General features: G+C 47.7%; 27 protein-coding genes and 1 tRNA gene. 15 read left to right on the top strand and 13 right to left on the bottom strand.

Annotated features, from left to right (window positions below):
- Nucleotides 1-1,185: a type IX secretion system outer membrane channel protein PorV gene (gene porV / locus ABD846_RS02475; RefSeq protein ID WP_344822310.1), complete on the top strand. Its 1,185-nt coding sequence runs from the start codon at nt 1-3 to the stop codon at nt 1,183-1,185.
- A gap of 70 nt (nt 1,186-1,255) precedes the next feature.
- Here the strand turns inward: porV and ABD846_RS02470 are convergent, their stop codons facing one another.
- The 5 genes from ABD846_RS02470 to ABD846_RS02450 all read right to left on the bottom strand — a co-directional run bounded on the left by ABD846_RS02470 (nt 1,256) and on the right by ABD846_RS02450 (nt 4,725).
- Nucleotides 1,256-1,831 carry a DUF3109 family protein gene (locus ABD846_RS02470; protein ID WP_344822308.1) on the bottom strand — a complete coding sequence of 192 codons (576 nt, stop codon included), beginning with the start codon at nt 1,829-1,831 and terminating at the stop codon, nt 1,256-1,258.
- Nucleotides 1,828-2,781 carry a thioredoxin-disulfide reductase gene (gene trxB / locus ABD846_RS02465; RefSeq protein ID WP_344822306.1) on the bottom strand — a complete coding sequence of 318 codons (954 nt, stop codon included), beginning with the start codon at nt 2,779-2,781 and terminating at the stop codon, nt 1,828-1,830. Before trxB ends, ABD846_RS02470 begins: the two co-directional genes overlap by 4 nt.
- A gap of 35 nt (nt 2,782-2,816) precedes the next feature.
- Nucleotides 2,817-3,584, bottom strand: a complete 768-nt coding sequence (locus ABD846_RS02460) for a L,D-transpeptidase family protein (RefSeq protein ID WP_344822304.1) — start codon at nt 3,582-3,584, stop codon at nt 2,817-2,819.
- A gap of 124 nt (nt 3,585-3,708) precedes the next feature.
- Nucleotides 3,709-4,128: a hypothetical protein gene (locus tag ABD846_RS02455; RefSeq protein WP_344822302.1), complete on the bottom strand. Its 420-nt coding sequence runs from the start codon at nt 4,126-4,128 to the stop codon at nt 3,709-3,711.
- A gap of 66 nt (nt 4,129-4,194) precedes the next feature.
- Nucleotides 4,195-4,725 carry a hypothetical protein gene (locus tag ABD846_RS02450; RefSeq protein ID WP_344822300.1) on the bottom strand — a complete coding sequence of 177 codons (531 nt, stop codon included), beginning with the start codon at nt 4,723-4,725 and terminating at the stop codon, nt 4,195-4,197.
- 261 nt (nt 4,726-4,986) lie between these two features.
- Here ABD846_RS02450 and rho point away from each other — a divergent pair, with 261 nt between their 5' ends.
- The 3 genes from rho to rpmA all read left to right on the top strand — a co-directional run bounded on the left by rho (nt 4,987) and on the right by rpmA (nt 7,547).
- A complete protein-coding gene (rho, locus tag ABD846_RS02445; RefSeq protein WP_344822298.1) occupies nt 4,987-6,834 on the top strand; it encodes a transcription termination factor Rho in 1,848 nt (615 codons plus the stop codon).
- 85 nt (nt 6,835-6,919) lie between these two features.
- Nucleotides 6,920-7,222 (top strand): 50S ribosomal protein L21, encoded by a 303-nt coding sequence (gene rplU, locus ABD846_RS02440; RefSeq protein ID WP_344822296.1) that lies wholly within the window; start codon nt 6,920-6,922, stop codon nt 7,220-7,222.
- Nucleotides 7,223-7,277: 55 nt separating this feature from the next.
- On the top strand, nt 7,278-7,547 hold the full coding sequence (gene rpmA / locus ABD846_RS02435; protein WP_344822294.1) for a 50S ribosomal protein L27: 270 nt from the start codon (nt 7,278-7,280) through the stop codon (nt 7,545-7,547).
- 44 nt (nt 7,548-7,591) lie between these two features.
- Here rpmA and ABD846_RS02430 read toward each other — a convergent pair whose 3' ends face one another.
- From ABD846_RS02430 to ABD846_RS02420, 3 genes are all read right to left on the bottom strand, one after another.
- A complete protein-coding gene (locus ABD846_RS02430) occupies nt 7,592-7,939 on the bottom strand; it encodes a hypothetical protein (RefSeq protein ID WP_344822292.1) in 348 nt (115 codons plus the stop codon).
- Nucleotides 7,940-8,043: 104 nt separating this feature from the next.
- Complete coding sequence (gene galE, locus ABD846_RS02425; protein WP_344822290.1) at nt 8,044-9,087, bottom strand: UDP-glucose 4-epimerase GalE; 1,044 nt, start codon at nt 9,085-9,087, stop codon at nt 8,044-8,046.
- 46 nt (nt 9,088-9,133) lie between these two features.
- Nucleotides 9,134-9,760, bottom strand: a complete 627-nt coding sequence (locus ABD846_RS02420) for an HAD family hydrolase (RefSeq protein WP_344822288.1) — start codon at nt 9,758-9,760, stop codon at nt 9,134-9,136.
- A gap of 84 nt (nt 9,761-9,844) precedes the next feature.
- Between ABD846_RS02420 and ABD846_RS02415 the strand changes: the two genes are divergently transcribed.
- From ABD846_RS02415 to ABD846_RS02400, 4 genes are all read left to right on the top strand, one after another.
- Nucleotides 9,845-9,918, top strand: a tRNA-Ile gene (locus ABD846_RS02415).
- A 192-nt stretch (nt 9,919-10,110) separates the two neighbouring features.
- Entirely contained in the window at nt 10,111-10,743 is a 633-nt protein-coding gene (locus ABD846_RS02410) for a hypothetical protein (RefSeq protein WP_344822286.1), read from the top strand.
- Nucleotides 10,744-11,039: 296 nt separating this feature from the next.
- Nucleotides 11,040-11,642, top strand: coding sequence for a DUF4142 domain-containing protein (locus ABD846_RS02405; protein ID WP_344822284.1), 603 nt, complete (start codon nt 11,040-11,042; stop codon nt 11,640-11,642).
- Between the two features lie 31 nt (nt 11,643-11,673).
- Nucleotides 11,674-11,922 (top strand): hypothetical protein, encoded by a 249-nt coding sequence (locus ABD846_RS02400; RefSeq protein WP_344822282.1) that lies wholly within the window; start codon nt 11,674-11,676, stop codon nt 11,920-11,922.
- 43 nt (nt 11,923-11,965) lie between these two features.
- On the opposite strand, the gene ABD846_RS02395 is transcribed toward ABD846_RS02400, so the two are convergent.
- Both ABD846_RS02395 and ABD846_RS02390 read right to left on the bottom strand, forming a co-directional pair.
- Nucleotides 11,966-12,163 (bottom strand): KTSC domain-containing protein, encoded by a 198-nt coding sequence (locus tag ABD846_RS02395; protein ID WP_344822280.1) that lies wholly within the window; start codon nt 12,161-12,163, stop codon nt 11,966-11,968.
- A gap of 3 nt (nt 12,164-12,166) precedes the next feature.
- Complete coding sequence (locus ABD846_RS02390; protein ID WP_344822278.1) at nt 12,167-12,973, bottom strand: inorganic diphosphatase; 807 nt, start codon at nt 12,971-12,973, stop codon at nt 12,167-12,169.
- 157 nt (nt 12,974-13,130) lie between these two features.
- Here ABD846_RS02390 and ABD846_RS02385 point away from each other — a divergent pair, with 157 nt between their 5' ends.
- The 4 genes from ABD846_RS02385 (at nt 13,131) to ku (ending at nt 18,048) form a co-directional block, all read left to right on the top strand.
- A complete protein-coding gene (locus ABD846_RS02385; protein ID WP_344822276.1) occupies nt 13,131-13,616 on the top strand; it encodes a DUF421 domain-containing protein in 486 nt (161 codons plus the stop codon).
- A 3-nt stretch (nt 13,617-13,619) separates the two neighbouring features.
- Nucleotides 13,620-14,354, top strand: coding sequence for a DNA-formamidopyrimidine glycosylase family protein (locus ABD846_RS02380; RefSeq protein WP_344822274.1), 735 nt, complete (start codon nt 13,620-13,622; stop codon nt 14,352-14,354).
- 94 nt (nt 14,355-14,448) lie between these two features.
- The gene (gene ligD, locus ABD846_RS02375; protein WP_344822272.1) at nt 14,449-17,106 is read left to right on the top strand and encodes a DNA ligase D; all 2,658 of its coding nucleotides are present in this window, start codon (nt 14,449-14,451) and stop codon (nt 17,104-17,106) included.
- Nucleotides 17,107-17,127: 21 nt separating this feature from the next.
- Nucleotides 17,128-18,048 (top strand): non-homologous end joining protein Ku, encoded by a 921-nt coding sequence (gene ku, locus ABD846_RS02370; protein WP_344822270.1) that lies wholly within the window; start codon nt 17,128-17,130, stop codon nt 18,046-18,048.
- A gap of 32 nt (nt 18,049-18,080) precedes the next feature.
- Here ku and ABD846_RS02365 read toward each other — a convergent pair whose 3' ends face one another.
- The gene (locus ABD846_RS02365) at nt 18,081-19,652 is read right to left on the bottom strand and encodes a T9SS type A sorting domain-containing protein (RefSeq protein WP_344822267.1); all 1,572 of its coding nucleotides are present in this window, start codon (nt 19,650-19,652) and stop codon (nt 18,081-18,083) included.
- 158 nt (nt 19,653-19,810) lie between these two features.
- On the opposite strand from ABD846_RS02365, the gene ABD846_RS02360 reads away from it, so the two are divergent.
- Entirely contained in the window at nt 19,811-20,803 is a 993-nt protein-coding gene (locus ABD846_RS02360) for a pyruvate kinase (protein ID WP_344822265.1), read from the top strand.
- An 11-nt stretch (nt 20,804-20,814) separates the two neighbouring features.
- Here ABD846_RS02360 and ABD846_RS02355 read toward each other — a convergent pair whose 3' ends face one another.
- Nucleotides 20,815-21,150, bottom strand: coding sequence for a four-helix bundle copper-binding protein (locus tag ABD846_RS02355; protein ID WP_344822263.1), 336 nt, complete (start codon nt 21,148-21,150; stop codon nt 20,815-20,817).
- Between the two features lie 104 nt (nt 21,151-21,254).
- Complete coding sequence (locus ABD846_RS02350) at nt 21,255-22,703, bottom strand: ATP-binding protein (protein WP_344822261.1); 1,449 nt, start codon at nt 22,701-22,703, stop codon at nt 21,255-21,257.
- A 205-nt stretch (nt 22,704-22,908) separates the two neighbouring features.
- On the opposite strand from ABD846_RS02350, the gene ABD846_RS02345 reads away from it, so the two are divergent.
- Nucleotides 22,909-23,652, top strand: a complete 744-nt coding sequence (locus tag ABD846_RS02345) for an ImuA family protein (RefSeq protein ID WP_344822259.1) — start codon at nt 22,909-22,911, stop codon at nt 23,650-23,652.
- 16 nt (nt 23,653-23,668) lie between these two features.
- Nucleotides 23,669-25,153 carry a Y-family DNA polymerase gene (locus ABD846_RS02340; RefSeq protein WP_344822257.1) on the top strand — a complete coding sequence of 495 codons (1,485 nt, stop codon included), beginning with the start codon at nt 23,669-23,671 and terminating at the stop codon, nt 25,151-25,153.
- Nucleotides 25,154-25,162: the final 9 nt, after the last annotated feature.

Genomic DNA, 25,162 nt, shown 5'->3' with positions numbered 1-25,162 from the left:
ATGAATTTTCGTAAAGCATGCATTGCACTCAGCGCTGTTGCCGCGGGCCTCAGCAGCCAACACGCACAGGCGCAGAACCAGATCAACGGTCAGAATATAGCGATCACCACTGCTGTTCCTTTCTTACGTATTTCTCCTGATGCCCGTTCGGGCGCTATGGGCGATGTGGGTATCGCGATTTCTCCTGATGCAAATGCTCAATACTGGAATCTCGGAAAGATTCCGTTTGCAAAGAAAAAATACGGCATCTCCGTAAACTACACTCCCTGGTTAAAAGACCTCGTTCCTGATATCTTCCTCGGTTACCTGTCAGGGTTTGCACGTTTCGGAAAAGACGGCAACCAGGCAATCAGCGGTTCGCTGCGTTATTTCTCTCTCGGAAATATCAATTACACAGACGGTTTGGGTAACCCTACGGGTACCGGTATGCCACGTGAATATTCACTGGATCTCGGATACTCCCGCCGACTGTCTCCTTATTTATCTGCAGGTGTCGGCTTGCGTTATATTCACTCTGCACTGGCTACCGGCCAGAGTGTGAGCGGTGTTGCGATTAAACCGGGTAATGCGGTAGCTGGTGATGTAGGTGTGTTCTATTCCCGCACTACAGAGCTTTCTGAAGACAGAGCATCAACATTCAATGCAGGCGCTACACTGACCAATCTGGGCAGCCGTATTTCCTACACTTCCACACGTCGTGATTTTATCCCTACCAACCTCGGTATCGGAGCTGCTTACACATACAAAGCGGATGTGTATAACAAGATTACCGTCGCACTTGATGTAAACAAACTGATGGTTCCCGCTCCGGAAGCCAAAACAGACGGAAGTGGCAACACTTATTATGAATATCCTGACAAATCGGTAGTGAGCGGTGTTTTCTCGTCTTTCGGAGATCCTGCGGGACTGAAGCGTCTGAATGCGTCACTCGGTGCTGAATACTGGTATCAGGATCAGTTTGCCGTACGCGCAGGATATTATTACGAAGACAAGAACAATGGTAACCGTAAATACTTCACCTGCGGATTGGGTGTTCGTTACACTATGTTCAATCTGAACGTAGCTTACCTTGTTCCTTCCGGTAACGGTACCAACCGTAACCCGCTGAGCAATACATTGCGTTTCTCCCTGAACTTCGATTTCGACAGTTTCGAAGATTTCAACAAGAGCAATTCTGAGAACTAAACCATACTGATAAGACAAAAAAAGAAGGCGGAACAAATGTTCCGCCTTCCTTTTTTATATCCGGCCGATCCTATTCTTCAGCTTTATGGCGTGCCAGAGCATCCAGCGCTTCGTAAAATTCAGGTCCGTATTTACGGACAATCGGTTCTTTTAAAAACTGGTACACAGGCACCTGCAGCTTTTTGCCCAGCTTACATGCCGGTCTGCATAATGATTTGCGTGGTTCGTAATTCACCATTTCATAACCGGCAGCTTCATCAATGCGTAACGGGAACAAATGGCAGGATATCGGCTTCTTAAAATCGACCTCGCCATTCCTGTAGGCCTGCTCAATGCCGCATTTCACCACTCCAAGCTCATCTGTAAAGCCATATACGCAAATACCCCCGTTAACCGTAGGGGTAACCATTCCGTGCTCGTCATCGGTAACGTAAAAACCCTGCCGTTCCACCTCAAGCACATATGCCTCGGGCAGATATTTTTTTACGACCGGGAATATCTCGGTGATCTTTTGCGCTTCAGCTTCAGTAATGGGCGCGCCGCAGTCTCCGTCCACACAGCAGCCTCCTTTGCACTTTTCGAGGTCGCAGACGAACTGGGCGCTGATCACATCATCGCTCAGCAGTACATTGTCTATTGCAATCATGCAGTAGCTTGTTCAAAGGCCAGGACTCCCAGGTAACGCTCTGCGTCCAGCGCAGCGATACAACCGCTTCCAGCCGCTGTCACCGCCTGACGATACGTCTTATCCTGCACATCGCCACAGGCAAAAACGCCTTCAACGTTGGTGCGGGAAGTACCCGGAATCGTATTGATGTATCCTTCTTCGTCCATATCAATCACTCCTTTGAAAATACCGGAGTTCGGCGTATGGCCGATCGCCACGAAAAACGCGCTCAGCGGAATATCCTGTTGTTCTCCTGTTTGCACATTGCGTACACGCATACCTTCCACGCGCTTTTCACCGAGTACTTCCACGGTCTCCGTATTCCAGTAAACCTGGATATTAGGAGTGCTCAGCACACGTTGCTGCATTACTTTACTCGCGCGCATTTCATCGCGGCGGACAAGCATATGCACTTTTGTGCAAAGTTTGGAAAGATACAGCGCCTCTTCAGCTGCAGTATCACCGGCTCCAACGATCGCCACCTCTTTACCTTTGAAGAAAAAGCCGTCGCAGACCGCACAGGCAGACACTCCGTATCCGTTCAGACGTTGCTCGCTTTCCAGTCCCAGCCATTTTGCCGAAGCACCGGTTGCGATGATCACTGAATCTGCCTCAATCCATTTTTCTTCGTCTACTTCCACTTTAAAAGGACGCTCGCTGAAATCTATTTTTGTGATCATACCCCAACGGATATCTGTTCCCATTCTCTGCGCCTGCGCTTCAAAGTCTTTCATCATCTGCGGCCCCATCACGCCTTCCGGATACCCGGGAAAATTCTCCACATCCGTAGTGATCGTCAGCTGACCGCCCGGCTGCAGGCCCTGGTACATAACCGGTTTCAATCCGGCTCTGGACGCGTAAATAGCAGCAGTGTATCCTGCCGGACCTGATCCGACGATCAGACAGTGTACTTTTTCTGTAATTTCCATTATGTGTTTAGTGTTAATTTAGTTATTGTTTCCTTCTAGAAAACATATTTTCCTTCGGGAGTGTACATGACTGGCAACAATTTCCTGTGCTCTTCAAAATAATCGTATCCGGATTTCAGGTTCACCCAGAATTTCTGTTTATCCTGATCTGCCTGATAAGCTTTACCCAGGAAATCCAGCCCGCGCTTATTGAAACGCGTGGGATAAATACTTACAGGAATATAATTCTGGCCGTTCATTTTTGCATTCAGACAGGCAACATACAATTCTGAAATCACCTCATTGGTAAGCGGTACGCAACCTACAGTTACGCAACCTCCGTGGATATAAATGTCGCCGCCCGGTTTCTTTTTATCGCCAAGAATCACATCCGAATAGTTCGGGTAGTTCAGCAGCATAGACAGGAAGAAGTCGCTTTGCGGATTAAAGTCTTCAATAAAGTACGAGCCCTCCGGCACCTGCCGGTCGCCTTCATAACGTTTAGGGCCGAGAATACCGGACAATGCGCAGATACGATACAACTTTACGAGCTTATAGGGGTCAGAAGGCTTTTCGCGTGCCCATAGCTCCATTTCGTTCTGCGATTTAAAATCACGTATGTACAGATCTTTGGGCGGATAGCTTAACCCGCTTTTCTGGAATAACACGCGCAGCGAATCATTATACTTGGCATAGGCCTGGGCCACGCGGGTAAATGACATCTGACTGTTGCGCATATTAGCCACATCTGTTTGCGCAAAGGCTGTGTGAGTGATACCTCCGATCAGTATCGGAAGCAGCAATTTGATGAAAGAGAAACGCATTGCAAATACGCTGAAAATTATTTTTACAATAATGCAAATATACGAGGAAACGCCGCTGTATACAGTGTTTTACACCGTACAGACGACACCCGTTGTTCCAAAAGTTTTCTTAAAAGCCGAAGCCCTATTTTACCGTCATTACCAGCACCTTCTGGTTTACGATACCATAATTATTCTTTACAGTGAAAGTATAACGCTCGGTACCGCCTCTTTTCAGCGTGGTAAATGCATGCGTGTAATAGTAATCTGTCTGCTTGTCTCCAACGAGGTCTTCATAATAAACAGTGGTATCTCCTCCACCGGAATACGTGCGGGTAATCTCGAAATACGTATTGGGAGTCTGATTCTCTGCGTTGGTTGCATGGATCTCAATCTGATACTTTTTATCCATTACCAGCGTGGAATCAGTGGAAATCAGGTCGGTTCCGGAAACGAATTCAAGATTCGGTTTGTTACCCAACTCTATTGTTTTGCGGCAGGAAGAAAAGCCAGCAATAATACCCACAGCAGCAACGGTAGCGAATAAAAATTGACGAGTTTGCATTTACAGATTTTTTTCAGTTGGCTAAGATAAGAAAATAAATTGCTAAGATGCAAGATGTATCTGATCCTAGTTGGACAAATGCGTGTCGGACGGTAAAGCGATCTTCTGGGCAAGCCAGCTTCGCCGCAGGGGTACCAGCCAGTTTTCCAGCAGATCCTGCTTGGTATACACCACATTATTGAAGATATGTGTGTCTCCGTCGATAAAACCACGATCGATCGCATACTGGATCTGGTTGAACGGCAGCATTTCTGCCTTGCCTTTACGCAGGAAGGTAATGCTCAGCCGATCGAACATATTCACATCATATTGCCGTTCAATACTTTTGACGATACGCACAGAGCTGTCGGTACTGCATCCACTCACCGCTACATCGGATTCATCAGCCATTACGACGATAAACTGGCGGAACAGCAATTGCGCCCAGCCTTTAACAGGCGCGCCATGAGCTGTCCACTGCGCATAAAACTGGTATAATTGTTCGTTTATTTCCCGCTCTTCTTTTTCAATAAAAGCCCTGCTGCTCTGGTACACCCAAACCCTGGATCCGGATGCAAAATCTGCGGGAAGCTTTTTCTGGATTTCTTCGATAATCATGCCGCAAAAATATTAATATTAGCTCAAACCCGCTATCGCATTTGCTTATCCCGACTTCAGCGCAATTGTTCCACACCCACCAATATTTTTTTTGGAAATAAAAAAAAGGTCGTATCCTTGCATCGGAAAGACAAGCATTTTTCCGGTAATGAATAATACGGCAATACCGCCGTCTTCAATTCCCCCTTTTTAACGCATATTACGCGCTTCCGGTACACACTCTTTACCGGGCTACTTTAAAATTTTTCTAGACATACTTTCATGCCCTTTGACAAATCTCAATTGAAAGAAATGCTCGTTCCCGAGCTGATAGACATGATGCAGCGCCTCCATATTCCTATGGCCGCAGTGTCAGACAAACAATCACTGATCAATGCCATCCTTGAGCATCAGGGAGGCAGCGCTCCTGCTGAACAGGCAGACGCGGGCGAAGGCACTGAAAAAAAGCGCCGGACGAGAAAAACCCGTAACGCAGACACTGAGGCAGCCGCATTGGAAACCCCGGCTACTGCATCCCAAACTCAGGACACAGTAGCGGTTGAGGTCCATGAAGCTGACGCACAATCCGAAGCGGCAGAAGCAGCAGATGACAAAAACGGGAAAAGACCACGCCGTCCGAGAATTGAGCGCAACGGTGCAAAAGCACCTGTCAGCACTCCCGAAGAAACGGCAGTTCCTGCAATGCCGGAAGCAGTAATTGCAGCTGAAGCAACGCCAGCTGAGCCCGTAGCGCAGGAAGCTCCTGCCCCGGCACAGGCACCGCGCCGTCAGGAAAGAGGTGAACACGGTAAAAACCGTCAGAACAACAACCGCGAGCATCAGCAGCAACGTAATCAACAACCAACAGAGTCCGCTGCTCCCGCAACTGAAACTGAAGCTGCCGAAACGGGCGAAACGACTGAACGTCCGCAACAACAGCAAAACAACAATCAGAACAATCATCACAACAACCGCAAGCAGCGCGAGCAGCAATACGGTAATTACAATGTGGAGTTCGACGGCATTGTACAAAGCGAAGGCGTATTGGAAATGATGCCTGACGGCTACGGCTTCCTGCGCAGCAGCGACTACAATTACCTCAACTCGCCTGATGATATTTATGTATCGCCTTCGCAGGTGAAACTTTTCGGACTCAAAACGGGTGATACCGTTAAAGGAACCGTGCGTGCACCTAAAGAAGGAGAAAAATACTTTGCACTGGTAAAAGTGGATACGATCAACGGACGCCTGCCTGATGAGATCCGCGACCGCGTACCTTTCGACTACCTTACCCCGCTTTTCCCTTATGAAAAACTCACGCTTACCGGATCGGCAAACAGCTACAGCACACGTATCGTAGACCTGTTTACTCCTATCGGTAAGGGGCAGCGCGGACTTATCGTGGCGCAACCTAAAACGGGTAAGACCATGCTCCTGAAAGAGATTGCGAATGCCATTGCCGCCAACCATCCGGAATGCTATCTGATGGTCGTGCTCATTGATGAGCGCCCGGAAGAGGTGACCGATATGCAGCGTAGCGTAAGGGCGGAAGTAATTGCCTCCACCTTCGACGAACCGGCTGATAAACACGTAAAAGTGGCCACCATCGCGTTGCAGAAAGCAAAACGCCTGGTGGAAGTGGGTCATGACGTGATTATCCTGCTTGATTCTATCACCCGTCTGGCACGTGCGCACAATACCGTGGCACCTTCCAGCGGTAAAGTATTAAGCGGTGGTGTGGAAGCGAATGCGATGCAGAAACCGAAACAATTCTTCGGTGCTGCGCGCAAAATAGAAAATGGCGGCTCACTGACCATTCTAGCCACAGCGCTGATTGATACGGGCTCAAAAATGGACGAGGTGATCTTCGAAGAATTTAAAGGAACGGGCAATATGGAGCTGCAGCTGGATCGCAAGCTGGCAAACCGCAGGGTGTACCCCGCCATCGACCTGGTTTCTTCTTCCACGCGCCGCGACGACCTGCTGTTCGACAAAGAGGTACACGGTAAAGTATGGATATTGCGCAAACATCTTGCCGATATGAACGCCGAAGAGGCTATGACTTTCCTGCTGCAGCAGATGAAAGGCACAAAAACCAACGAGGAATTCCTCGCCACAATGAATAAATAATTGTTCACGGCAGAAGGATAGAAAAAATTCTTTTTTGATAAAAAGAAAAAACCTATTACTTTTGCGCAAAATATTTTGGAGTATCATGTTTGCAATAGTTACTATAGCAGGACAACAATTTAAAGTTAAGAAAGACGATGAGTTGTTCGTGCACAGATTGGCGGGCCAAGTGGGCGATGCCGTTGAGTTTAAAGAGGTGTCTATGACGGGCGAAGCCGGAAAGTTTTCTTTTGGCAAATCTGTAACTGCATCTGTTAAAGCTGAGATCGTTGAACACCTGAAAGGTGACAAAGTCATCGTGTTCAAGAAAAAACGCCGAAAAGGATATCAGAAATCCAACGGTCATCGTCAGTACCTGACTAAAATAAAAATTAGCGCTATCGCTTAATTTTTCGAATCTGATTATTATATTTGTTTTAAATAAAGTAAAAGAGTTATAAGAAATGGCACATAAGAAAGGTGAAGGTAGTGTAAAGAATAACCGTGATTCTGAAAGCAAACGCCTCGGAGTGAAAATCTTCGGCGGTCAGCCTGCAATTTCCGGAAACATTATCGTGCGTCAGCGTGGTACTGTGTACCATCCGGGAAACAACGTAGGTCTGGGTAAAGATTTTACCATCTTTGCGCTTACAGACGGTATTGTTGAATTCCGCAAAACAAGAAATAAAACATTGGTTTCTGTAAAAGAAATCGCAGCAACTGCTGAGGCGTAACTTACCTCTGCAGTTTTGCCATAAGAATTTTTATTAACCCACAATTAAATTCCAACGGTTATGGCAACAACAAAGAAAGCAGCTCCTGCTAAAAAAGCGGCTCCTGCTAAAAAAGCGGCTCCTGCAAAGAAAGCAGCTCCTGCAAAGAAAGCGGCTCCTGCTAAAAAAGCAGCTCCTGCTAAAAAAGCGGCTCCTGCTAAAAAAGCAGCGCCTGCTAAAAAAGCAGCTCCTGCTAAAAAAGCAGCGCCTGCTAAGAAAGCGGCTCCTGCTAAAAAAGCAGCAGCTCCCAAAAAAGCAGCACCTGCTAAAAAAGCGGCTCCTGCTAAAAAAGCTGCGGCTCCCAAAAAAGCAGCGCCTGCTAAAAAAAAGTAAATTGATTTAGCATTCAACAAAAAGCGACTGTACTAACCCACAGTCGCTTTTTATTTCGGGTTATTCCCCGCAAAAAAGCTCCGGTATTCGCGAATACCGGGGCTCTCTGTTGTATAATTGTCCGTTAGTTGAGATGCATCTGCTCGTCCAATTGGAGCTTCTGCTCCCATTTCCAGGCAGTTTCCATCATCTGGTCCAGTCCGTAAGCCGGAGACCAGCCCAGCTGCTTACGCGCCTTCTGATTGTCGGCATATACCGCTACCACATCACCTGCGCGGCGCGGACCGATCTGAAAATTCAGCTTGCGGCCGGAAACACGTTCAAAAGCGCTGATCAGTTCCAGTACGGTAACGCCCTCCCCGGAACCCAGGTTAAACACTTCCACGGACTCCCTGTTCTTCCCGGCCATCAGGTATTGTAACGATTTTGTGTGCGCGTTTGCAATATCCATTACATGTATATAATCCCTTACGCAGGAGCCGTCACGGGTGTCATAATCATTTCCGAATACATTCATGCTGCTGCGTTTGCCTATTGCAGTCTGCGTGATCATCGGAACCAGGTTTTCCGGCTTGTCCTGAAGCTCACCGATCAATGCGGAAGGGTGTGCACCAACGGGATTAAAGTAACGCAGCAGGCTGATACCGAATCCGCTTTTACCCCGTGCAAAATCACGGCAGATCACTTCGCCTACCTGCTTGGTATAAGCATAAGGCGACTCCGCCGGTTGCAAGGGCGTTGTCTCCTTGACCGGCAATTCGGCAGCATTGCCATATACCGAACAGGAGGAGGAGAAAACGATATTGGGTACCTGGTAATCGTTGGCACACTGGAGAATGTTCACCAGCGAATTGATATTGTTGCGGTAATAAGACAGCGGATCGCCAACCGACTCGCCCACGGATTTGTACGCCGCAAAATGGATGATGCCCACTATATCCGGATTCTCAATGAAAATAGCCTGGGTATCATCAGGATTGGTAAGGTCTACTTTATAATTTTTGATTTCCCGGCCCAGTATCTGTTCTACACCATCCAGCATACGTAAAGATCCGCGCGACAGATCGTCTACGGAAATCACGTCAAAACCATTGTTGATCAGATCTACTATCGTGTGGCCGCCTATATAGCCACAACCGCCAGTTACAAGAATTTTTCCGGGAATCATAAGCCACAAAGTTAAGCAAAACAGGCTGCTTCCGACAGGTATTGCGTTATTGTTTCGGCAGGAATATATGTTCTTCGATCGTCATACCCGGCTCCAGCCAGATACCGCGTATACCCAGCGACTCCGCGGCGGCTATATTCTCCTTCAGATCGTCGATGAATAGCGTCTTTGCAGGATCGAAACCGCATTCGTCCAGTACCAGCTGATAGATGGCTGTATCCGGCTTGCGCAGGCCTACCCTGTGAGAATAATATACGCGATCGAAGAATACACCCAGGTTAGGCATACCGTGTTCGCGCTGCAAAGTGGCATTGAAGGCAGCCTCGTGGATCTCGTTGGTATTGCTCAGTAGCACCAGGTCGTGGTAGAGACTCAGTTGCTGTAATATCTGCAGGCGACGCAGCGGGAAGTCCAGCAACAGAGCATTCCAGGCAGCATGGATCTGCTCGTCGTGCAAAGGAATACCTGCGTGGTGGCGTATCCTGTCTGTAAACTCAGCCGGCGTATATGCTCCGCATTCCATACGTCGGAACAGATCTTCCGATTGTACGCGTTGCATAAATGCTTCCGTATCGGGGATCAGTTCTTTAAAAGCGGTTTCGGTACGGGGCGGGTCTATATTCAGCAATACATTTCCGAGGTCAAAGACAATATGCCGTATTCCTTCTATCATAGCGCAAAAATAAATAGTTTGGAATTAGCATTTTGGGACAAAATCCCATACATTTGCGTTCCATTTTTTGCTTGCAAAAGCAAAGGGCCTATAGCTCAGTTGGTTAGAGCACCTGACTCATAATCAGGGGGTCCCTGGTTCAAGCCCAGGTGGGCCCACAAAGGATTCCGTATATATTATGCCGGAATCCTTTTTTTATTCTATGGCCTGGTGTTACATCCTGTTTTCTCACAAAGCCAATTAAAATGTAATGACAATTCAAAAATGTGTTAACAATTAACAGGATAGGATTCTTTGGCAATGATACTGTTTAAGTTTGCATCAGTAACCATTAAACAAAATCAATGCTTATGAAAAAGTTTTTGAAAACCACCGTCATCTTTACTTTCCTGGCTTTTGCAGCAAAAGCGCAAAATGCGAAGGAAGTTCTAACCAGATTTAATAAGCAAGAGCGTCCTGCGTTTACGGCTGAATACCCGATCTCGAAAAAAATGATCGACAATACATTGAAACATAAATTGGCCAAAGCAGGTTCAGGTGGCAGAAGATATAAGGGCTTCCGCATGTATGAGGCTGTTGTGCTGCCTGAGTTATCGTCTACCAAAATTGATTTTTACAGTAAGGTAAAAGGCAATCGAAGCAGGGCTACTGTCACCATTTTAGTTTCTACCGGCTACGACAATTTCGTCAGTACTGCCAGTAACAGCAGCATTTCCTCAAACGTCCAAACTATGCTGAATCAGCTGAAAGACGAAGCTGTCGCATTGAAAGCTGAACAAGACCTGGCCGCACAGCAGTTAGCGCTGAAAAAAGCGGAAGAGAAAAAGAAAAGATCCGACGAAAAGGCTCAAAAGCTCGCTAAGAAAAAGGCCGAACTTGACAAAAAACTGGCTGAAGAAAACAAAACAGGATCTAAAGCGAGCCAGCAGGTAGAAACCGAAAAAGTACGGCTGGAAAACCTGAAACTTCAGAAGGCGGAGTAAAAGGCAGTTGTGCTGTCTATCACCGCCAAACATTTCAGACTTTAACCGAGACGCATCTTTGTGCGCAAAAAAGGGAGCAGTGCATCACTGTTCCCTTTTGCGTATGCCAATCTCTACAGCAAAAATCTATCCGTAAGTATACATCGGCCTGTCTTTCAAATCATTTACGCAACACCTCAGCAAATGCACTGCGCCATAAAGCCTCAATCGTGTAAACGCGCGAATCGCTGAATGTAAGTACCTGTCTGGCTTTATGCGGTTTCTTTGCTTATTACTTAATCAAAAAACTTGCAGCGATGAGACAGTATAACAGCAGCGAACGGACAAGCAGGATTTCCTTGACACATATCATGCGCAATATAGCTGTGGGAATATTTATGGCAATATCAGCTATTGCCTGCCGCAATAACAAGCCTGATAGCATAGACAAAGCCGAAGCAGCCAACAAAAAGGTTGTAAGCGTATCCGCGGATGATCTCCGGTTTGTGGTGCAGGCAGCGTCAGGCGGAATGATGGAAGTGGAGCTGGGCAGGATGGCACGCGAACAATCGTCCAGCCAGGCGGTAAAAGACTTCGGTCAGACGATGATTGATGATCATTCGGCTGCAAACGGAGAGCTCAGGAACATGGCCGCAACAAAGGGGATCACACTACCACAGAAACCCGGCGAAGAACACCAGGAAATGATCAATAAGCTCGCGGCTAAAAAAGGCAATGACTTCGACAGGGCGTACATAGATATGATGGTGACCGACCACGAAGAAGATATTGACGCTTACGTAAACGAATTGAAAACCGGCAATGATATGAAGATCAAAACCTGGGTGGAACAAAAGCTGCCCACGTTACGCCATCACCAGGAAATGGCTGAGCAACTACAAAAACAGCAATTGAAATAACTTTTTTCGATAACCAATAAAATGTACAATTATGAAAATGATCCGAACAGCAGCATTGCTGCTCCTGCTGCCCTTCTGCACAATGGCGCAAAACACGCAATCAACCAAAACCACTAACCAGAAAAACGTACGAAAGCAACAGAAGAATGACAGCCAGGAGCGGGCGCGTATCCGCCAGGAAGGTCAGAAGCCGCAGGCTCCGTTGAATAAGAAATATTCAGGACGCGACTCTTTTGATATTCACGGAAGACCTGTTATCCAAAAGGATACGATGTATTAAAAAATGAAGTCCCGAGGTTTTTGCCCGGGACTTTTTCTTTGATTTATTGAAGACGCATAAAGCGGAATTTGTTGCGTATCTGCCGGTTATAATAGCTTCCCTTGGAGCGTGCCCGTCTCAGTGCCTCAACTATAGCCAGCGGCACGTTTTCGTAGCGATACACGCGGCCGGAATGAAAACGGATATCAAGCACATGCTGCGCATCCTGATAATCAAACGAAGCTATTACTGTGGAAGGCATAGACTACAGTTGATAAGAAGGTGTACTTCTGATTAATATTTGTTCCTGCCGGAATTGCGCTTCCAGTTCTTCCCTGAGCGCCTTCCAGTATTCCGCATCAAGCAAGTCCAGCATCAGTTCAAAAGTCAGCATCCTGTCTTTCGTCTGTGCACCATCTTCAGCTTCCCAGAATCCCTCCGCAGGCTGTCTCAGTGTAATGGTAACTCCTTTGAACTTTTTGCACAATGTATCACGGATCTTTTTGAACCATGCTTCCGGAAACGGTTTGCCTTCGTTGTCATTCAGGGGAAGGAACAGCTCGACCATATAGCGCGGTTGTTGCATTTTGCCCTGTGCTTTGCATATCTGTTTCAGCGCCTTTTCAGCCTTCAAGGGCTTATGCGGATGAAACTCGCGTCCTTCCGCAGCATTATAATTTACAAAGAACTGATCAAGTTGATGTGGTATGTAGTGAGGCAGATCGCTCAGTTCGCTCACATCAGCATATACTTTAGAGCAGACAGGAACGCCTACATAGCGATCGTTACGGACTTTGTCCTTTCCTTCCTCCTTTTGTTCTGCCGGCAGGCATCCAATAATGCGGCATTCTATTTCACAGCCCGGATGGCACGCAGCTTCCGAAATAACAATGATGTCCAACGGATCTCCATCTTCACCTAATGTTCCGGGAATAAACCCAAAATCGTAAGGAAAATGAAGTCCCGGCGCAAGTATTTTCTTCAGCCGGAAGCTCCCGGTTGCCGTATCAAAACTGTATTTGGCCGAACTGCCTGCAGGTGTCTCCACACACACATTGATGGTCTTTTCCATGCTTCTAAATTAACCGGATCGCGCTTTGGCCTGTTTATGTCACAAGCGGTATCTGTTGTACGATTCACACTTGATTATAATGGAAAACCGCTGTGCTTAAGCATAACGGAAGACAAAGGCTGAACAGGTACTTTGCATACAACAAATGCCCGAGTCTATGATTTCAGTAGCGGAATTATGGGGAACAGGAAAGGAGCTGGAAGTGCATCAGGTACTGCTGCGTTGTGTTGCGGTATTTATATTGGTGCTGATATGCATCCGTATTGCAGGGCGTCGTTCTTTCGGGCTCAAAACACCACTGGACAGTATAGTTACTATTCTTCTTGGGGCGTTGATGAGCAGAGCGATTGTAGGTTCTTCGCCTTTTGTACCGGTAGCTGCCTCAGGAATTTTGCTGGCCGTATTGCATCGCCTTTTTGCAATGATGATGCTGTCCAGTCCGCGTATGGCCAGAATGCTGAACGGAACCCGCATCTGTGTATACGCTGATGGTAATTTTCTTACGGGGAATATGCGTAAAGCGCTGGTGCGGGAGCAGGACATCATGCAGGGTGTGCGTAAAACCATTGGTAAGGAGTCGCTGGAAGATGTGGAGAAAATATACCTCGAACGCAACGGGGAATTTAGTATCATTAAAAAATGAGTTATGCCGGAAGGACCGAGTATCGTCATCTTAAAAGAACTTGTACAACAGTTCGCCAATAAGAAAGTAATTGCAGTAAGCGGCAACGCAAAACTGGACATCGATCGCGCAAAAGATCAGAAAGTGATCGCGTTCCGCAGTTGGGGGAAGCATTTCCTGATCTGCTTTAAAGGCTGGGCCTTCCGTGTGCACCTGCTGATGTTCGGATCGTACCGTATAAATGAAGAAAAGGATACTCAACCAAGACTAAGCCTGATATTTCCTAACGGATCGCTGAACCTGTACAGTTGTTCCGTAAAAATTATAGAAGGCGACCTGTCCGACACCTACGATTGGTCAGCAGATATCATGTCGGATGAATGGGATCCGAAAGCAGCCGTTAAGAAGCTTCGGGAACATAAAGAGATGCTCTTATGTGACGCTTTGCTGGACCAGGAAATTTTTTCCGGGTCAGGCAATATCATCAAAAATGAGGTGCTGTTCCGTGAGCGTTTGCATCCGGCAAATGAAGCCGGTTGGCTTAAGCCAAAGCAATTATCGTCACTGGTAAAAGCCGTGCATGATTATGCATTCGACTTTCTGAAATGGAAAAAAGAATACACGCTTAAAAGCCACTGGCAGATACATACGCGTAAGGAATGCCCGCGCTGTAAACTACCTGCGCACAAGGAATATATGGGTAAAACGCACCGCCGCACCTTCTTCTGCACCAACTGCCAGTTATTGCACCAACCATAGATATATAGAAAGGATGTAACAAGGGCACCATAAGTCTGCAACAATACAGAGCATAAGCCTGCTTTACTTGCAGTAAGTTAAAACGTCCTACTTTATGAGTCTAGTGCGCTACAAACAGAAACGTTCGGCGGATCGTACACCGGAACCCTTCGGTGGAAAGCCGGATACGAAAACATTGTTGTTCGTGGTTCAGAAACACGCCGCATCACATCTGCATTATGATTTCCGCCTGGAAATGGATGGCGTGCTCAAAAGCTGGGCGGTTCCGAAAGGCCCATCTATGGACCCTTCCGTAAAAAGACTGGCAATGATGGTCGAAGACCATCCTTATGATTATCACGATTTTGAAGGTATCATACCGCAGGGAGAATATGGAGGAGGTACTGTAATTGTATGGGATGAAGGAACATACACCTCTCTGGAAGATACGGCCGCTTCAAAGAAGGAGCAGCAGCGTATCTTACTGGAGCAGCTGGAAGCCGGGAATCTGAAGTTCCGGCTGAACGGTAAAAAGCTAAAGGGAGAATTTGCGCTGGTACGCACCGGATCTATGGGCAAGAATGCCTGGCTGCTCATCAAGCATAATGACGAATATGCAAGCAGTGAAGACATTGCCGCGGAAGAAGCATCTGTACGTTCCGGGAAAACGCTGGATGAAATAGCCGCTGCAATGGATACTGCGGCACCCGAAAAACCTGCAAGGAAAAAGAAAGCAGTCAAGGCTTCCGCTCCTGCAAAAAAAAAGACCGTTGCGGTAAAAAAAAACGTAAAGACGCTCATTGACGCAGCCCCTAAACACCGTTTCCCGGATATGCTTGTACCCATGCTGGCGACACTTTCAGAAGAGGTACCGGCGGGTGATGACTGGGTATATGAAGTAAAATGGGACGGCTACCGTGCACTTTGCAACCGCAAAGGAAAAAAGCTCGATCTGTATTCGCGCAATGGCAAATCATTCAACGAAAAATTTCCGCCCGTTGCGGCATCGCTTGCCGGCTGGGATGCCGACTTCGTTGTAGACGGTGAGATTATTGTAGAGACGGAAGAAGGCAAGTCTGATTTCGGTGCGCTGCAGAACTGGAGAAGTCCGGCAGACGGTAAACTGGTTTATTACATATTTGATCTGCTCTGGTATGATGGCCACGACATAAGTGTATTACCACTGCAAGAACGCAAAAAAATTCTGGCAGCCGTACTCCCGGAGCTTCCGGATATACGCGTCAGCGAAGATTTTGATACATCCGGAACGGCCTTCCTGGAAAAAGCGAAAAAGCTGGGGCTGGAAGGTATTATGGCTAAACGCAGAGACAGCAGTTACCTTACCGGAGAACGCTCCGATGAATGGCTGAAGATAAAGACCGGTAAACGGCAGGAGGTAGTAATTGGCGGATACACATTGAATGGCGGCAGCAGCAAGCCTTTCAGCGCATTGCTGGTAGGCGTGTTTGAGCAGGGCCGATTTATTTATACCGGTAAGGTGGGTACGGGCTTCTCTATCCGCAAACAGGAAGAGATGCTGCGCAGTTTTAAAAAATATATACGCAAGACGAGTCCTTTCGACACAGAACCGGAATGGAATAAGGCCAGCCGGTTCCGCAAAGCATCGGCGGGCGCCACTGTTACCTGGCTGAAACCTGAACTGATCTGCGAAGTAAATTTTACCGAGATGACTTCCGAAGGTGTAATGCGCCATCCTTCTTTTGAAGGAATGCGCAGCGATAAGGATGCCGAAGAGGTACATCTGGAAAAAGCAGTTCCTGTTTCGAAGACTGCAAAAAAGGCTGTAGCCTCAAAAACCACCTCTTCCGGGCAACCGGACTTGTTCTCCGCTAAGGACGACATCACGTTTGAAGCGGATGGTCACGAACTGAAGCTCACCAATATGAGTAAGATTTACTGGCCGAAGAAAGGTGTAACCAAAGGCGATATGCTGCGGTACTACGATCAGGTGGCCCCCTTTATCCTTCCTTATCTGCAAAACCGTCCGCTGTCGCTGAACCGGTATCCGGACGGGGCAGAAGGAAAGCACTTTTACCAGAAAGACATGACAGGTAAAGCTCCGGACTGGGCAGATCTGTATCTGTACCACAGCGCAGATGAAGAGCGTGACAAACATTTTATACTGGGCAGCAATGAGGCGACGATGCTGTTCGTAGCCAATCTCGGATGCATTGAGTTTCATCCCTGGAGCAGTACTGTGCAGCATCCGGACAATCCGGACTGGTGCATCATCGATCTGGATCCTGGTGACAACCCTTTTAAGCAGGTGATCGAGACGGCAAATGTGACGCATGAAATATTGTCCGCCGTGGATTGCCCCTGCTACTGCAAAACCAGCGGATCAACCGGCCTGCATATTTATGTACCGCTGGCCGCCAAATACACATATGAACAATCCAAAGAGTTTGCGCGCATTGTGGTGAGCCTGGTACATCAGCGGTTACCACGTTATACTACACTGGAGCGCGGTATAGCTGACCGAAAAGGCCGTATGTATCTTGACTTTCTTCAAAACCGTCCGCAGGCCACGCTTGCAGCTCCTTACTCGCTGCGACCACACCCTGACGCTGCGGTATCCATGCCGTTGCACTGGGATGAAGTAAAACCTTCACTGAAAGTGTCGGATTTCAATATCCACAATGCACTGGAGCGCGTACGGCAGCAGGGAGATATTTTCCTGCCGGTGCTCGGCAAAGGTATCAGTATGAAAAAAGTGCTCGACCGGATCGACACAACATTCGGCACCCGATAACAACTGTAAAAGACAATAATTATGGCAACTACAAGACCTTCATGGACAGGCCATCTGCGCTTCTCCCTCGTAACAATACCGGTCCAGCTGTTCAGCGGATCAAAATCCACACGTAATATTCCGCTGCACCAACTGCATAAGGACACGCTAAAGCGCGTGCACAACCAGCCTGTGGTAGAAGGTATCGGCCCCATCGACCGCAAAGACATTGTGAAAGGATATGAATACAAAAAAGGTAACCATGTAGTGCTCACGCCTGATGAACTGGATAAGATACGCCTGGAGTCCAACAAGCAGATCAATATCACTGAATTCGTGGATGCAGCAGAGATTGATGAGATTTACTACGATAAACCATATTATATAGTCCCCGACGGTGACTTCGCGGTGGAAGCGTATATGATCTTTCAGCAGGCTTTAAAAAAGACAGGTAAACTGGCTATAGGCGAACTGGTATTATCGGCGAAAGAGCACCTGGTGGCCATTAAACCTTACGGATCGGGTATGCTGCTGGAGACACTGCGCTATGCTGATGAAGTCCGTTCTGCAGACAGCTTCTTCAGCGATCTGAAAGCAATCAAAGCAGATAAGGAACAACTGGACCTTGCCATATCACTGATCGAAAAAAAATCTGCTGCCTTCCATCCTGAAGATTTCGACGACTCTTACGAAACCGCCTTGTATGAACTGATCGAACGCAAACTGAAAAAACTTCCTCTGGAAAGCAAGGAGCCGGTACGCAGCACACGTGTGGTAAACCTGATGGATGCGCTCAGGCAAAGCCTGGATGAAGACGACGAGGCAGAAGAAGATGATGATGATAATTCGGAGGAAGCAAAGCCAAAAAAGAAAGCGCATAAATCCCCGGTAAAAAAGTCCGCAAAATCCGCCAAGGCAGCTAAACCTGCAGCAAAAGCAACAGCCAGACGCAAGCGTGCTTAACACTGCGTCCGGCTGTATAATAATATCATTGCTTATTCTATAATGATCTTTTCTGTTGCGGCTGCATCGCCGGTGCTGAGGCTCAGATAATAAATGCCGGAGGACAGAATCACGCCATCCACATTTTTCTGATATACTCCTGCTCCGAGTTGCTGATCGAGCACACGCATCACTTCTTTACCATGCATATCGCGTACCACTACATGCACGCTGCTTGTGCGTGCGAGTGTAAATGAGAATGTGAAACTCGTTCTGAACGGATTAGGATAGACAGCGCCCAGTTCCAACTGAACCGGTTTCGGAGTGCTGATACCCGTACCGGCACGTGGTGTAAGTACCAGGATAAACTTATTGCCCTCATCTGAACTGATATACACTTTTCCATTGGCATCCGTTGCCAGACCTACCGGTCTGCCCCAGTAAGTACGCGCTACAGTATCTGTCAGGAAACCTGTACAGAAATCAGCTACATAATCCACTGTGGTATCTGTTGCATCAGCAAGATGGCCATAGATCACTTTGAATCCGCGAAAATTATTTGGTGCAGTTGTATTCCAGGAACCACGCAGCGCGGTAAGGAATCCGTAGCGCATAGCAGGGCTGAAAGTCGCATCCAGGAACTGTAACGCCATCGGCGCGGAATGTGCACGGATAAGCGCAGCGGGTGCTACCATGGAAGCCACTTTAGCAGAGTCTGTTGCCGTAATCGGAAGCAGTGCGGTATAATCAGCATGCGCTGTAAAATCAAACCAGACGCCGCTGCCATACGCAAGCGGATGTCCGTAAAATCCGGCATCCCGTACAATGTCTATCCATTCGGGAGGCGTTTCATTTCCCTGCTGGTCGCTGCCGTTATTATTCGCCCATAGCTTACCGGTTGCCGGCTGCAGCGCCATTCCCACCGCATTGCGTGTACCGGTTGCAAACACCCTGCGGCCTGTTCCATCATCGTTATATTGTTCGATGATAGCCCTGTTCTCCTCACGGCAAACATTACACGACGAGCCGATAGATACGTATGCTTTTTCATTAGCGGGATCGAATAAAAGTGTGCGCGTAACATGCCCGCCTGTAGACCCTGCTCCAAGTCCGTCTATAAAAATTGTTTTGGTCTCATAGATACCATCCCCGTCTGTGTCGGTGCACTTCCAGATCCGGGTCGTTTCCGTCACATACATCGCTCCCTTGTAAAACTTTACATCATGGTTGCCGGAAAATCCGGTAGCTGCTTCGATCACCGTATCCGCAACACCGTCGTTATCTGCGTCGGGCAATGCGAGTATTTTTCCGTTTGTCATATCAGATACATGCAGCACCCCCGACGGACTGAAGGCCATGAACCGAGGCTTGCCCAAGCCACCGGCATAGAATACAGAGACAGTGTAGTCGGACTGTACGCTTACTGTTTTGCCCGTCGGGAACTTGCCGGTAAACTTTGCCGGAATATCCACAGGCACTGTATGCATACCTATATCACGAACAGATGTGAGCGTTGCAGACTGCGCATATACATTTGTCCCCCCGAAAGCGAACGCTAAAGTTGTTATGACCCTGAAGAGTGTTACGGCTGTAACAACAGGTTTGAATCGTAATTGTGTATTCATCGCTTTGATTTTTGAGGTTAAGAAAAAATGCCGTTGGCGTAAATCGGATCCTTCCTAAAGTTCGGTGCAATTAACATGCGGGTATTTTCATCGATCCGCTTTTGTTTATCATTATCTCACTGTCTTTGGGTATTTTCGGAAACAATTGTTCACGCTACATGATCCGCACCTACCTGACCTACTCCCGGGATCTGGGAGACTTTATGCCTGATCTGGCGCAACTGTATACACAGGGACTAAGCGGGATACGCATCATCAATAAAGGCAAAACCGCTGCGGAATTGATCAGCCGTGTAAAAGAGATACAGCACTACTGTCATTCAAGGCAAATTGATATAGAGATACTTATTGATCTTCCGGGAGAAAAGCCCATGATCGGATCGTTGGGAAGCGGAATGCAGGTGCAGCAAAACCTTGTTTATACTTTATGCAGTGACGGCAAGGAGTTGTTACCGCAGGAGATTCCCACTATCAATTTCCTGAACCGCCCGGACCTGGAAAATATTAAAACCGGGGATATTGTATCTGTTGCCGACGGTGAGCTGGAAATGATAATTGAAGAACTATCCACCGACCACGTACGCTGTCGTGCATTGAATTCCTTTTTTCTCAGAACGAACCGATCGTTTAATATCCGTGGGAATAAACTGCCGGCACAGCCACTTTCCCGGCAAGACCTGTTATTGCTGCAGGAGATGCAGCATCTGCCGGAGCAGAGTAGCATTAAACTATTGGTTTCTTTTGTAACCGAAGCGGCTCCGCTTCAACGTGCGAGGGCAAACTGTCCCGGATTTCCGGTGCTGGCAAAAGTAGAAAATGTGATCACCGCAGATCGACTGGATGAAGTGATCAGCGCTTCAGACGGGATCATGCTGGGAAGGGGGGATCTCAGCGCAGCGAGCCGGATGGCGGATATCTTTATATTTCAGCAACTGGTGATTGAGCGCAGCAAAGCACTCAATAAACAACTGATCGTTGCTACGGGCCTGTTCGGTGAACTGAAGAACAGTGGCAAGCCTTCTATTTCCGACATCATGGATTTCGGCTATTTACACTCCGCACAGGTAAATGCGTTCCTGATTGCCGGGAGCAATGCCGCACAATATCCGCTTGAGACATTGTACCTGATCAGAAATTTTAATGAGCTGTGAGCGCGGAGTTATCAGGCTGCACTCATTTCCCGGCACGCTTTTGCACAGGCTTCGCATTGTCTGGCACATTCCTGGCAATGTTCATTCTGATGTTGTGCACAGATTGCAGCACATTTTTCACAGGCAGTTGCGCATAATGCACACAATTCTCTGGCAGATGCACCGCCCAGGCTCATTACCTGCGCTGCAGCATAGCATAATGCGGCGCATTCCATATCCATGCGGATACATTCGGCCATCATATTTACGTCGTCTTCCTGCGTGCAGGAGCTTGCACAATGATTACAGATCGCTGCACACTGAAGACAAGCTTCAATACAGGCTTTATATACGTGGTACCCTTTCATTGCTTTACGGTTTTTGTATGCACAAAATTACCGGAGCAAAACAGGTACCCGTTTATAAAAAACCCGACTTAAAATTGCAGGATTTGCAGGTAAGGCTGATAAGACTACAGATTAGCCTTCATTTTTAAAGTGATGTCTCCGATGTTGTAGGTATATACTGCTGATGGTAAAAATGTCAATTGCAGGTTATCTATTTCGACCATACCCATTCTGTCAATAGATGTGGCTACAGCATTTTCAAAGCCATTTGCTTTGCAGAATTGAATCAGACTTTTCAGCTCCTTAGGTTTTTCAAAATACCGGTTACTCCATTTTATTTCTACACCCCACACAGGTTTATACTTCTTATCGTCTACAAGAACAAGATCTACTTCTCCCTCATGGCGTCCTTCCCGCCACCGGGCATAAGTAAGATCTAATTTTTCGCGGTGCATCCATTGAGATAATACGGCAGTTTCCACCATATTGCCCATTTCACTATCCGCTTCTGCGATAGGTGAAAACAATGCTGTGCGCAAGGATGGATTAGTCAGATATACCTTAAAACTGGTAACTCTTTTCAGGCGCATGGCATTCATATCTATCTTATTCAGCACTTTGATCAGGAAAGCTGCTTCAAGATATTCCAGGTATTTTTTGAGTGTTTCCTTTTGTATGCCACTTTCCTTAGACATTCTTTCATAAGAAAATTCGTTACCTGTATTATAGGCTATGTAAGTAAAGAAACGATTCAGCTCCTGCACATCTTTTATACCATACAGACTAGGGAGATCTCTTAAAAGGACTTTGTCGACGATGTCACTTTTTACGTATCTGCCCATATCACCCTGAATTTTTTCAGAAAGCACCACTTCCGGATAACCGCCAAAATTAAGGTAACGAATAAACTCTTTATTCAATGCTTTTACATCACTGGTTAGGCAATAGGGTACCTGCTTCCCTCCATAATCAATGAAGCCATCGAAGATGAGGTGGTCCATTTTCTTTAGATGGATATATTCCTGGAAGGTGAGCGGCGGCAACATAAAATCTGTAAAACGCCCTGCACCACTTTCGGTACTATGCCATTTCAAGGCTGCGGCAGCCGATCCGGAAACTATAAATTTGGTATCGGGATAGGTATCTACCAACACTTTCAGATGCCGCTCCCAATCTTTCAGATATTGTATTTCGTCGAAGAAAATATAACAATCATTAAGGTGATGCAGACTCAATGCGTCTTTGCACAAACTCAGAATATCCTCTAATCCTAAATGAACATAAATAGGATTATCGATACCAATGAAAAAAATTCGCTGCGGATTTACATTTTCCGATATCAGTTGAGCAATACTGTGAAACAGCATCACGGTTTTTCCTACGCGTCTGGGCCCCATCAGCACCAAAGCCCTGCGAACGCCTTTTTCTTTTACAAAAGGATAAAATAAATCAAAATACAGTCGCCGACTCATGACACTATATGTCTCGGGGATTTTCTTAGATATCCACCAGGAATTTTCATAGCGCAGACGCTCCATTATTTTTTCTGTCGGAATAAGATTGTAATTGTTCATAAAAAGGCTTATTAAAACAAATATACAACAAATAGGCACTTTTGAAATTGTCTATTTTTACAATACTGTAAATTTAGACAATTTATTGTACTGCTTCCAATTATATTCCTCATTATCTCACTCTGTTAATACGGCCGGAAAATTTGTTGCCTTTCCATATAATTGGTATCATTGAAATCATACTGATGATTATAATAGTACCAAAATGTACTCGGGAGGTGATATGGATAAAGTGCGTGAACTGCAGGAAGCGGTATTATTACTGCAGTCGCACAGCACATTGCGCGAACCGGCAACTGTTGCAGGCAGTACCGGCAATATGATTGCGCGCGCATTTCCGGGCAATCGTTTTCCCACGTCCTGCATGCATGAGTTCATCAGTCCCGCAGCAGGCTCAGCAGCAGCCACAGATGCATTTATCGGTGGATTGCTGCATACATTTCTTCCTCCCGGAAATTTTTACCTGTGGGTACAGCAGCGCAACCTGGTGTTCACGCCTGCGTTTACGCAATTCGGCATTCAGCCGGACAAGCTCATATTTGTGACCGTACGCAATGACCGCGAAGCGCTCTGGGTGATGGAGGAGGGATTAAAATGCGCCAGTCTTACAGCCGTAATCGGTGAAGTACGCGAACTGGGATTTACCGAATCGCGACGGCTGCAACTGGCCGCAGAAAAAGCAGGAGTGACAGGTTTTGTACATCGCCATTGCCCGCGTACCACTAATGTAACCGCATCGGTATCCCGGTGGCAGATCACACCGCTTCCCTCCTTTACCGAAAAAGGATTTCCCGGACTCGGTTTCCCGCGATGGAATGCGCAGCTTCTGAAAGCCCGCAACGGCAAACCCTGTCATTGGGACCTGGAATGGACACCCGGAGGATTCAGGTCAGGCAGCGTACCTGCGGCTCAACCATCTGTTCACTGGCGCAAGCAACAAACCGGGTAATATGGGTAAGCGATTCATGTCTGTATTATTCCCGCACCTGCAGGCAGACATCTACAGCCGCAGGCATCCGCAATTACGCGGCACCTTATTTGCGCTTGCCGTACCGGATCAGAACCGTATGCGCATCTGCTCCGTAAGCCCCGGAGCACAGAAAGAAGGTATACGGCCGGGCATGGTGGTGGCAGACGCGCGTACCCTTATACCGGCATTACAGGTATTCACAGACGATGTCCCCGATATTGTACAAAGCCTGCAGCAACTGGCCATATGGGCCTTACGTTTTACACCTGTGGCTGCTGCAGATGCACCCGATGGACTCATACTGGATATCAGCGGCTGTACACACTTGTGGCAGGGAGAGCGCCCCTATGCGGATTGTATAAAGCAACGGCTGAACCAGGCCGGGTTTACCACCTGCACCGGTATCGGCGATACTCCGGGTGCCGCATGGGCTGTAGTGCGCTTTCTGCCTCAGTGCGATATACTGGAGCCTGGCATGCATCATCACATCCTTCCTTCGCTGCCGGTGGCGGCGCTGCGGCTGGACAATCAGTTGGCCGAGCGTTTCAGCAAACTGGGAATGTACCGCATACAGGATATCCTGCACCTCCCACGGCAGTCTTTACGCCGTCGCTTCGGATCTGTACCGGGAGACAGGCTGGACCGGGTATTCGGTATACAGGCAGAGCAGATTACCCCCGCAGTGTCTCCGCCCGAATATACCGAACGCCTGCCCTGTCCCGAACCCGTGCGCACGGCTGTTGCGGTAACCGCAGCACTGGAAACACTGCTCACCCAACTATGCAACCATCTTTCACGCGCAGGGAAGGGATTAAGACATTGCATCCTGCAGGTGCACCGTACAGACAGTGAAACCAGAAAACTGGAACTACGCACCGCGAGAGCCACAAGGCAGGTACAGCATCTGCTCCACCTGTTTTCCCTGCGCATAGACCAGATAGACCCCGGACTGGGCATTGAACTGTTTACACTGGAAGCCGCGCTTACCGAACCCTTGCTGCCGGAGCAGGAAATACTCTGGGCGCAGCAGGAACAGCAGCACACGAGGCAGACTGCTTTGCTGCTGGACAAAATAAGGGCCTACCTGCCGCAGGCTTCTGTATACCGTCAGCTGCCGAAAGAACATCATTGGCCCGATCGCAGTGTGGAAAACGTTCCCGATGTGATGCAGCAGCCGTCAACACAATGGCGGGAAGATCTGCCCAGGCCGGTGCATATATTCAATCCTGCGAGGGAAATATCGGTGATGGTTCCCATACCGGATTATCCGCCGGTACAATTCAATTATGAATCGCGCATACACCGCATTATAAAAGCTGATGGTCCGGAGCGCATAGAAGCAGAATGGTGGACCGGCATTATACCGCACAGGGATTACTACTGTGTGGAAGATGAGCAGGGACAACGTTACTGGCTCTACCGGGAGGGACATTATAACGACGAGCATACTAAATGGTTCCTGCACGGACTGTTTGCCTAAACGAAAAGC

Origin of the sequence: Rurimicrobium arvi (assembly GCF_039540495.1) — a bacterium.
Lineage (GTDB): Bacteria > Bacteroidota > Bacteroidia > Chitinophagales > Chitinophagaceae > Rurimicrobium > Rurimicrobium arvi.
Note: the sequence above shows the minus strand (reverse complement) of the source record. Positions and strands in the feature narration are given on the sequence as shown.